This window comes from Massilia alkalitolerans DSM 17462, from assembly GCF_000427785.1.
GTDB classification, from domain to species: Bacteria; Pseudomonadota; Gammaproteobacteria; order Burkholderiales; family Burkholderiaceae_D; genus Telluria; species Telluria alkalitolerans.
In genome coordinates this window covers 89,515-97,306 of sequence record NZ_ATYR01000024.1, presented here as the reverse complement: position 1 = coordinate 97,306, position 7,792 = coordinate 89,515, and the positions used below count along the sequence as shown (strand labels likewise).

The 7,792-nt window shown below is 63.8% G+C and carries 10 protein-coding genes; 7 read left to right on the top strand and 3 right to left on the bottom strand.

What is annotated here, in order from left to right; all coding sequences use genetic code 11:
• Both YWC_RS32200 and YWC_RS32960 read right to left on the bottom strand, forming a co-directional pair.
• The coding region (locus YWC_RS32200; protein WP_169728140.1) for a helix-turn-helix domain-containing protein at positions 1-174 on the bottom strand (174 nt) is incomplete at its 3' end.
• A 126-nt stretch (positions 175-300) separates the two neighbouring features.
• Positions 301-717 carry a hypothetical protein gene (locus YWC_RS32960; protein ID WP_156923814.1) on the bottom strand — a complete coding sequence of 139 codons (417 nt, stop codon included), beginning with the start codon at positions 715-717 and terminating at the stop codon, positions 301-303.
• 24 nt (positions 718-741) lie between these two features.
• Here YWC_RS32960 and ftsY point away from each other — a divergent pair, with 24 nt between their 5' ends.
• From ftsY to rpoH, 4 genes are all read left to right on the top strand, one after another.
• On the top strand, positions 742-1,881 hold the full coding sequence (ftsY, locus tag YWC_RS0120335) for a signal recognition particle-docking protein FtsY (protein WP_027867044.1): 1,140 nt from the start codon (positions 742-744) through the stop codon (positions 1,879-1,881).
• Positions 1,882-1,896: 15 nt separating this feature from the next.
• Positions 1,897-2,559: a cell division ATP-binding protein FtsE gene (locus tag YWC_RS0120330; protein WP_027867043.1), complete on the top strand. Its 663-nt coding sequence runs from the start codon at positions 1,897-1,899 to the stop codon at positions 2,557-2,559.
• Positions 2,556-3,470, top strand: a complete 915-nt coding sequence (gene ftsX / locus YWC_RS0120325; RefSeq protein ID WP_027867042.1) for a permease-like cell division protein FtsX — start codon at positions 2,556-2,558, stop codon at positions 3,468-3,470. The genes YWC_RS0120330 and ftsX overlap by 4 nt, the downstream gene beginning before the upstream one ends.
• A gap of 477 nt (positions 3,471-3,947) precedes the next feature.
• A complete protein-coding gene (gene rpoH / locus YWC_RS0120320) occupies positions 3,948-4,838 on the top strand; it encodes an RNA polymerase sigma factor RpoH (RefSeq protein ID WP_036215164.1) in 891 nt (296 codons plus the stop codon).
• A 188-nt stretch (positions 4,839-5,026) separates the two neighbouring features.
• Here the strand turns inward: rpoH and YWC_RS0120315 are convergent, their stop codons facing one another.
• Positions 5,027-5,452, bottom strand: a complete 426-nt coding sequence (locus YWC_RS0120315) for a GNAT family N-acetyltransferase (protein WP_027867040.1) — start codon at positions 5,450-5,452, stop codon at positions 5,027-5,029.
• A 107-nt stretch (positions 5,453-5,559) separates the two neighbouring features.
• Here YWC_RS0120315 and yghU point away from each other — a divergent pair, with 107 nt between their 5' ends.
• From yghU to YWC_RS0120300, 3 genes are all read left to right on the top strand, one after another.
• Positions 5,560-6,396 (top strand): glutathione-dependent disulfide-bond oxidoreductase, encoded by an 837-nt coding sequence (yghU, locus tag YWC_RS0120310; RefSeq protein WP_027867039.1) that lies wholly within the window; start codon positions 5,560-5,562, stop codon positions 6,394-6,396.
• 101 nt (positions 6,397-6,497) lie between these two features.
• On the top strand, positions 6,498-6,977 hold the full coding sequence (locus YWC_RS0120305; protein WP_027867038.1) for a VOC family protein: 480 nt from the start codon (positions 6,498-6,500) through the stop codon (positions 6,975-6,977).
• 162 nt (positions 6,978-7,139) lie between these two features.
• Positions 7,140-7,727, top strand: a complete 588-nt coding sequence (locus YWC_RS0120300; RefSeq protein ID WP_229413149.1) for an exopolysaccharide biosynthesis protein — start codon at positions 7,140-7,142, stop codon at positions 7,725-7,727.
• The last annotated feature ends 65 nt before the right edge of the window (positions 7,728-7,792 follow it).

The following is a 7,792-nucleotide window of genomic DNA, read 5'->3' as shown; positions in this document are numbered from 1 at the left end:
GGGCGAGTTATGCGGGCGGCGGGACCGGTCATTTAACCCGTCCTTTCCCTGTTCTTTGAACAGGGAAAGCCATTTGTAACCCGTCTTGCGACTGATTCCAAATGCCTGGCACAGGGCGCTGACGTTGGCTTCTGGTGCGCTTGCCAGCACCACAAATTCGAGACGAGAGGCCATCCGGGAACACTCCTTCCAAGGCATCGCACGCTCCAGTTATTGGTCGTGCGCTGATCATAAAAGGTGTTACCTATGTCTCTAGACGACTGTTACCTATGTCCCTGTGCCATACAAGACCCGCCCACCCTACTGTCCCAAACCCAGCTCCGCCGGCAGCGGAATCGGCTGGTCGAAGAAACTGACCTGCTCGGGACTGGTCAGGAACAATGCGACGAGGGCGATGAACGCCCACACGATAATGTTGCGCATGTTCGCGGCGCTGCCATCCGTGGCGTTGTCGCCATAGATGAGGCGCTTCAGAAAATTGGTAATTTTCACGGTGTGCCCCGTTGTATTTTGTGGTTTTCTCTCTCTGTTCAATTTAACGCAAGTCGCCGTCGTTTTCCAGATACGCACTGTTGAGTAACCAGTCGGTTTCAGCAATAACACAACAAAGAGTTCCTTCCACGCATCTTCTAGCGCCGATACCAGCCATTCCGGGTGGCGTCTTGCTGCTCTGGTAAAATATTCGCTACTTTTTTCATCGCCGGCGCCAGCCGGCATCGTGCGCAGGAATCGCCCCCATTTATGTTTAGTTTCTTCAAGAGAAAGAAGCCTGAAACCGAGGTCTCGGCGCCGGACCAGGCCGCGCCCGCAGCGGCGCCGATGTTCGTGCCGGGTGCGCTGGACGCACCGGTCAGCCCGCCGCCGGTCGCACCAGCCGCCGCGCCCGTTGTCGCGCCGGCCGCGCCGACCGCACCACCCGTCGCAGCCGATATCGGCGAACTGTTCCCGGAAACCGCGGAACGCCCGACCAGCGCCGCGGATCAGAAAACTTCCTGGATGGCGCGCCTGAAGGCCGGCCTGTCCAAGACCTCGAGCAACCTGTCGCTGCTGTTCGTCGGTGCGCGCATCGACGAGGACCTGTACGAGGAGCTCGAAGCGGCGCTCCTGATGTCCGATGCCGGCATGGACGCCACCGAGCACCTGCTGGGCGCCCTGCGCCGCAAGGTCAAGGAAGACAAGCTGCTCGACGCCGCCCAGGTCAAGGCCGCGCTCAAGGAACTCATGATCGAGCTGCTGGCGCCGCTGCAGAAGCCCCTCGAACTGGGCCGCCATGAACCGCTGGTGATGATGATCTCGGGCGTGAACGGCGCCGGCAAGACCACCACCATCGGCAAGCTGGCCAAGCACATGCAGCGCTTCGACCAGTCCGTGCTGCTGGCCGCGGGCGACACCTTCCGCGCCGCCGCGCGCGAACAGCTGATGGTCTGGGGCCAGCGCAACAACGTCACCGTGATCTCGCAAGCCTCTGGCGACCCGGCCGCCGTCGCTTTCGACGCGGTCCAGTCGGGCAAGGCGCGCGGCACCGACGTGGTCATGGTCGACACCGCCGGCCGCCTGCCGACCCAGCTGCACCTGATGGAAGAACTCAAGAAGATCAAGCGCGTCATCGGCAAGGGCATGGACGGCGCCCCGCACGAGACCCTGCTGGTCATCGACGGCAACACCGGCCAGAACGCGCTGGCCCAGGTGAAGGCCTTCGACGACGCCCTGCAGCTGACCGGCCTGGTGATCACCAAGCTGGACGGCACCGCCAAGGGCGGCGTGCTGGCCGCGATCGCGCGTACCCGCCCGGTGCCGGTGTACTTCATCGGCGTGGGCGAAAAGCTGGACGACCTGCAGCCGTTCAACGCCGAAGAATTCGTCGAAGCGCTGCTGGGTTGAAGGAACGGACCATCGATGATCGAATTCCAGTCCGTCTCCAAACAATATTCCCCTGACGCTTACGCGCTGCGCGACGTCTCCCTCAATATCGGCAAGGGCGAGCTGGTCTACCTGGCCGGCCCGTCCGGCGCGGGCAAGTCGACCCTGATGAAGATGGTGGCCGCCGTCGAGCGGCCCAGCAGCGGCGTGGTCACCGTCAACGGCCAGGACATCGGCCGCCTCAAGCGGGCCGGCATTCCTTTCCTGCGCCGTAACCTGGGCCTGATCTTCCAGCACCAGCGCCTGCTCAACGACCGCAACATCCTCGGCAACGTCATGCTGCCCCTGCTCGTCACCGGCGCGCCGCGGCAGCAGGCCGAGCAGCGCGCCCGGGCCGCCCTCGACAAGGTCGGCCTGCTCGAGCGCGCCAGGGCGATGCCGCTGGAACTGTCCGGCGGCGAGCAGCAGCGCGTGGCGGTGGCGCGCGCCATCGTCAACCGCCCGCAGATCATCCTGGCGGACGAGCCGACCGCCAACCTCGACCGCGTGGCGGCCGACAAGGTGCTCGACGCGCTGCGCGCGTTCAACGCCGTCGGCGTCACCTGCGTGATCTCGACCCACGACGAGCAGGTGCTCGACAGTGCGGCGGCGCGCGTGATCCGTCTCGAGCATGGCCAGCTGGTGAGAGATGCCGCATGAGCCCCTGGATCCGCCAGCACCGTTTCGCCCTGGGAGCGGCCCTGTCCACGGTGCGCAAATCGCCGGGCAGCTTCCTGTTCAACGTGCTCGTCGTCGCCTTCGCCCTGATGCTGCCGATTGCCGGCATCACCCTGCTCGACAACGTGCGTCCGCTGTCCGAACAGCTCTCGGTCGACCCGGAGATCAGCGTCTTCATGAAGCTCGAGGCAACGCGCGAGGATGCGGCCGCCCTGCAGCCGCGCATTCGCGCGATCGCGGCCGGCGGCGGCAAGGCCGACATCGACTTCATCTCGCGCGAGCAAGCGCTGGCCGCGATGAAGGCCGGGAGCGGCCTGGGCGACGTGATCGACACGCTGGGCGAAAACCCGCTGCCGGACAGCTTCAAGCTGCGCCTGGACGGCAGCAGCGCGGCAAGCCAGGTCGACGCGATCACCGAACAGCTGCGCGCGCTGCCCGGCGTGGACGTGGTGCAGGTCGATTCGGCCTGGGTGAAGCGCCTGGCCGCCATGCTGGCCATCCTGCGCCTGGCCCTGCTGCTGCTGGCGGTCACGCTCGGCATCGTGGTGATCGCGGTGGTGTTCAACACCATCCGCTTGCAGGTGCTGACGCAGAAGGAAGAAATCAACGTGTCGAAGCTGCTGGGCGCCACGGACAACTTCATCCACCGCCCCTTCTACTACACCGGCGGCCTGCTCGGCCTGTGCGCGGGCGCGGTGGCGCTCGGCGCCGTGGTGCTGGCCCTGCAGCCGCTGAACGGCGCGATTGCGGACTTTGCAAGATTGTATGCATCGGAATTCCAGCTGGCGCCGCTCGGCGCACTGGAAACCGCCGGGGTCCTCGCGATCAGCGCGGGCCTCGGTCTGATCGGCGCGATGCTGTCGGTGCAGCGGCACCTGGCGCGCGTGCAATAGGGCAAGCCTGACTGGGCGCGCGGGCCGCTTGAGCCGGCCGCGCGTCCCACCTTGCTCCCCGCTTCAAACTGCTGACCCGCGCCACCCTACGCTCACACGAGCGCTATTCCTACAGGCCGGCTTTGACGAATGTGCGCCATCCAACAGAAGGCCGCCTCCCAGGCCTTTAACCTGTCTGTAACACGTTTTCCAGCAGTTTTTTGCTCACTTTTGAGCTAAATCAACTGAATTAGAGTCGCCTGCACTACAGTTAAAACGGCGCGATTTTGATTCCCACGGGCAATACTTTAGCCAAACTTAATCGATTTCGATAAATCGATGGCCTGCCTAGCACTCACACATGGAGAGTGCTAATATATGTCTCGAATACAGCGAAATCAAGGAAAGCATCCAAGTAACAAGCAGTAACGCTGGTGTCACGCGGCATGGGTCGGTGGCACATTGGGATGCAGTAAGTCTATTACGAGGAAATTGAAAATGTCCGCACAATCCGCATTGGTTCCGGCCGGCAGTCGTGCTCTGGGACTGGGTTTCACTGGCAATCTGGGCAACATCGATGCCTACATTTCTGCCGTCAACCGCCTGCCGATGCTGACTCACGAGGAAGAGGTATCGCTGGCGAAGTCGCTCCGGGAAAAGAATGACCTGGACGCTGCACAGAAGCTGGTGCTGTCGCACCTGCGCCTGGTCGTGTCGATCGCACGCGGCTACCTCGGCTATGGCCTGCCGCACGCCGACCTGATCCAGGAAGGCAATATCGGCCTCATGAAAGCGGTCAAGCGCTTCGACCCGAACCAGGGCGTGCGCCTCGTCTCGTACGCGATGCACTGGATCAAGGCCGAGATGCACGAATACATCCTGAAGAACTGGCGCCTGGTGAAGGTCGCCACGACCAAGGCCCAGCGCAAGCTCTTCTTCAACCTGCGTAGCAACAAAGTGGGCCTGGACACCATGACCCCGACGCAGGTCGACGAGCTGGCAAAGATGCTCGACGTCAAGCGCGAAGAAGTGATCGAGATGGAAACCCGCCTGTCGGGCCGCGACATCGCCCTCGAATCGCCGACCGACGACGAAGACGACAAATTCGCGCCGATCGCCTACCTGTCGTCGGAGCAGCAGGAGCCGACCCGCGTGCTGGAAGCCGAGCAGCGCGACCGCCTGCACTCGGAAGGCCTGGAGACCGCGCTGTCGAAGCTGGACCCGCGTTCGCGCCGCATCGTCGAAGCGCGCTGGCTGGCCAACGACGACGGTTCGGGCGCCACGCTGCACACGCTGGCCGAAGAGTTCGGCGTGTCGGCCGAGCGTATCCGCCAGATCGAATCGGCTGCGCTCAAGAAGATGAAAGGTGCGCTGGCGGCTTACATCTAAGCCCTGCCTGCCCCGACAGAAACCCCGCCCCGGCGGGGTTTTCTTTTTTCAAGTCGGGGTCAGGTCTGACATGTAGACACGGACTGAGCAATACAACACTGGAGTAACGCTCGAGCTCGTGTCCGAATGTCAGACCTGACCCCCATGGTTTCCTGATGTTTTAGTCGGTTGTGTTGCATCAGGGCCGGCTAGGCCAGCCAGCGCATCAGAGTTTCCGGATGCCCCGTATGCGCATCGGGACGTTCCTCGAGCGCGACGAAGCCATGCCTTTCATAGAAGCGGCGCGCTGCGTGGTTGGCCGAGTACACGCTCAGGTCGAGCCGGTTGCGGCCGGTCTTGGCATGCGCGAGGAGCAGGCTTCCGATGCCGGCGCCCTGGCTGTCTGGATCCACGAAGAGCGCGGCCAGGGCGTCGGCGTACACGCTATAGAAGCCCGCCAGGGCACCCTCGCGTTCGAACACGCAGGAGCTGGCCGCAGGCAGGTATACGCTGCGCATGTCGTCGAGCCGGGCGCGCCAGAATTGTTCGCCGATGAAAGCGTGCGCCTGGATCGATGCGCGCAGCCAGACGTCCAGCACCTGGTCCATGTCATCATTGCCAATCTGCCGGATCACCGCTGCGATCTCCTTTCCAAGCTGTTCCCTGTGGTGGCGTCGAGTATACCTGTCGCCGGGGGACGCCGGCTAGAATGCGTTTTCACCAGATACCAATGGAGTTCCCGATGACCGACCAGTACGTCCCACCCACAGTCTGGACCCCGCCCGCCTCCAGCGGCGGCACCTTCGCCAACATCAACCGCCCGGTCGCCGGCCCGACCCACGAGGCCGAGCTCCCGGTCGGCAAGCACCCACTGCAGCTGTACTCGCTGGCCACGCCCAACGGCGTGAAGGTGACCATCATGCTGGAAGAGCTGCTGGCCCTTGGCCACAGCGGCGCCGAGTACGACGCCTGGCTCATCAAGATCAACGAGGGCGCCCAGTTCTCGAGCGGCTTCGTCGAGATCAACCCGAATTCCAAGATCCCGGCCCTGGTCGACCGCAGCGCTGACGAACCGCTGCGGGTATTCGAATCCGGCTCCATCCTGGTCTACCTGGCCGAGAAGTTCGGCGCCTTCTTGCCAAAAGATGGTCCGGCGCGCGCCGAGACCATGAACTGGCTGTTCTGGCAGATGGGGTCGGCACCTTTCGTGGGCGGCGGCTTCGGCCACTTCTATGCCTATGCGCCGGAGAAACTGCAGTATCCGATCGACCGCTATGCGATGGAAACCAAGCGCCAGCTCGACGTGCTCGAGCGCCAGCTGGCCAACAATCAGTTTGTGGCCGGCAAGGAGTACACGATCGCCGACATGGCGATCTGGCCGTGGTACGGCGGCATGGTGCGCGGCGAGCTGTACGATGCCGGCGAATTCCTCTCCGTGCACGAGTACCGGCACGTGCGCCGCTGGGCCGACGAGATCGCGGCGCGCCCGGCCGTCGTCCGCGGCCGCAAGGTCAACCGGGTGCGCGGCAATCCGGATGAACAGGTTCCCGAGCGTCACGACGCTTCCGACCTGGACTGATCTTCCGTAAGGAAGACCGTGGCAAGCGAGGAAGACGCGCGCGATTGCGTTATGCTGGCCCGCGACATTCCAAACGATGTGCCTACGATGGGAGAGATGCCATGGTCAGCAAGAACACGATTTGCCTCTGGTTCAACGGAACGGCGCTGGAAGCGGCGCAGTTCTACGCGGCGACCATTCCCGACAGCGCGCTCGGCGAGGTCTTCCGCGCACCGAGTGACTATCCGGCCGGCAAGCAGGGCGACGTGCTGACCGTCGCCTTCACCGTGGCCGGCATCCCCTGCATCGGCCTGAACGGCGGCCCGGTCTTCCCCCATACCGAAGCCTTTTCCTTCCAGATCGCGACCGATGACCAGGAAGAAACCGACCGCCTGTGGAACGCCATCGTCGGCAACGGCGGCCAGGAAAGCGCCTGCGGCTGGTGCAAGGACAAGTGGGGCCTGTCCTGGCAGATCACCCCACGCGTGCTCAGCGAAGGCATCGCCGACCCCGACCCGGCCGTGGCGAAGCGCGTGTTCGAAGCGATGATGATGATGCGCAAGATCGACGTGGCGGCAATCGAGGCTGCGCGGCGCGGCTGAACGGAGAAGGAATAGCGGCCTGCGGGTTTGGCCCGCTTGCCGCCATTCAGGCGGCGGAAGCATGCGCTCCTGCACTATACTCTTGCCTTCCCGCCAGGAACCATGAGAAGCACGATGAAAGAACCCATGCAAGCTGAACCGGTTTTCAAGAAACTTCGCGGTATGGTCCGCTCCCTGCCGCCTGGCGGCATCACCCTGAGCGAACTGATCCGCCGCGTCGGCAACGAAGGCCTGTTGATCCTGACCGCCCTGCTCACCCTGGTCTTCCTGATTCCGGTATCGATTCCCGGTGTGAGCACCGTGTTCGGCGCCGCGATCCTGCTAATCGGCGTCAGCCGCCTGTTCGGCCGCGAACTCTGGGTCCCGGCAAAGCTGAAGCACCGAACGATCTCCACCAGCAAGCTGCGCCCGGCGCTGCGCAAGGCGCTGCCCTGGCTGTACCGGATCGAACGCGTGTGCAAGCCCAATCGTATCCAGTGGCTGGTGGCGAATGGCTCGATCCAGCATCTCAACAACGCCGGCTTGATCCTGGGCGCCGTGCTGCTGATGATGCCCTTCGGCCTGATCCCGTTCAGCAACACTTTCCCTGCGGTTGCCCTGCTCTTCCTGGCGATCGGCCTGCTGCAGCGCGACGGCGTCAGCGTACTGCTGGGTCACATCAGCAACGTCGTCACCATCCTGTATTTCAGCCTGCTCATCGGTGGCGGCGGTCTCGCCCTGCGCGAGCTGTTCCAGCGCATGGCCGGCTGAGCACCCTTCCTCTCTCCACAGGCCGGCATCAGGCTGGCCGGTTTGCATTGCAAGCCGGCACTAAC

Coding starts and splice junctions, on each gene's coding strand:
- YWC_RS0120300 (WP_229413149.1), top strand. CDS start 7,140: ATGGTCCGCTCCCTGCCGCCTGGCGGCATCACCCTGAGCGAACTGATC.
- YWC_RS0120330 (WP_027867043.1), top strand. CDS start 1,897: ATGATCGAATTCCAGTCCGTCTCCAAACAATATTCCCCTGACGCTTAC.
- ftsY (WP_027867044.1), top strand. CDS start 742: ATGTTTAGTTTCTTCAAGAGAAAGAAGCCTGAAACCGAGGTCTCGGCG.
- rpoH (WP_036215164.1), top strand. CDS start 3,948: ATGTCCGCACAATCCGCATTGGTTCCGGCCGGCAGTCGTGCTCTGGGA.
- YWC_RS0120305 (WP_027867038.1), top strand. CDS start 6,498: ATGGTCAGCAAGAACACGATTTGCCTCTGGTTCAACGGAACGGCGCTG.
- YWC_RS32960 (WP_156923814.1), bottom strand. CDS start 717: ATGCCGGCTGGCGCCGGCGATGAAAAAAGTAGCGAATATTTTACCAGA.
- ftsX (WP_027867042.1), top strand. CDS start 2,556: ATGAGCCCCTGGATCCGCCAGCACCGTTTCGCCCTGGGAGCGGCCCTG.
- yghU (WP_027867039.1), top strand. CDS start 5,560: ATGACCGACCAGTACGTCCCACCCACAGTCTGGACCCCGCCCGCCTCC.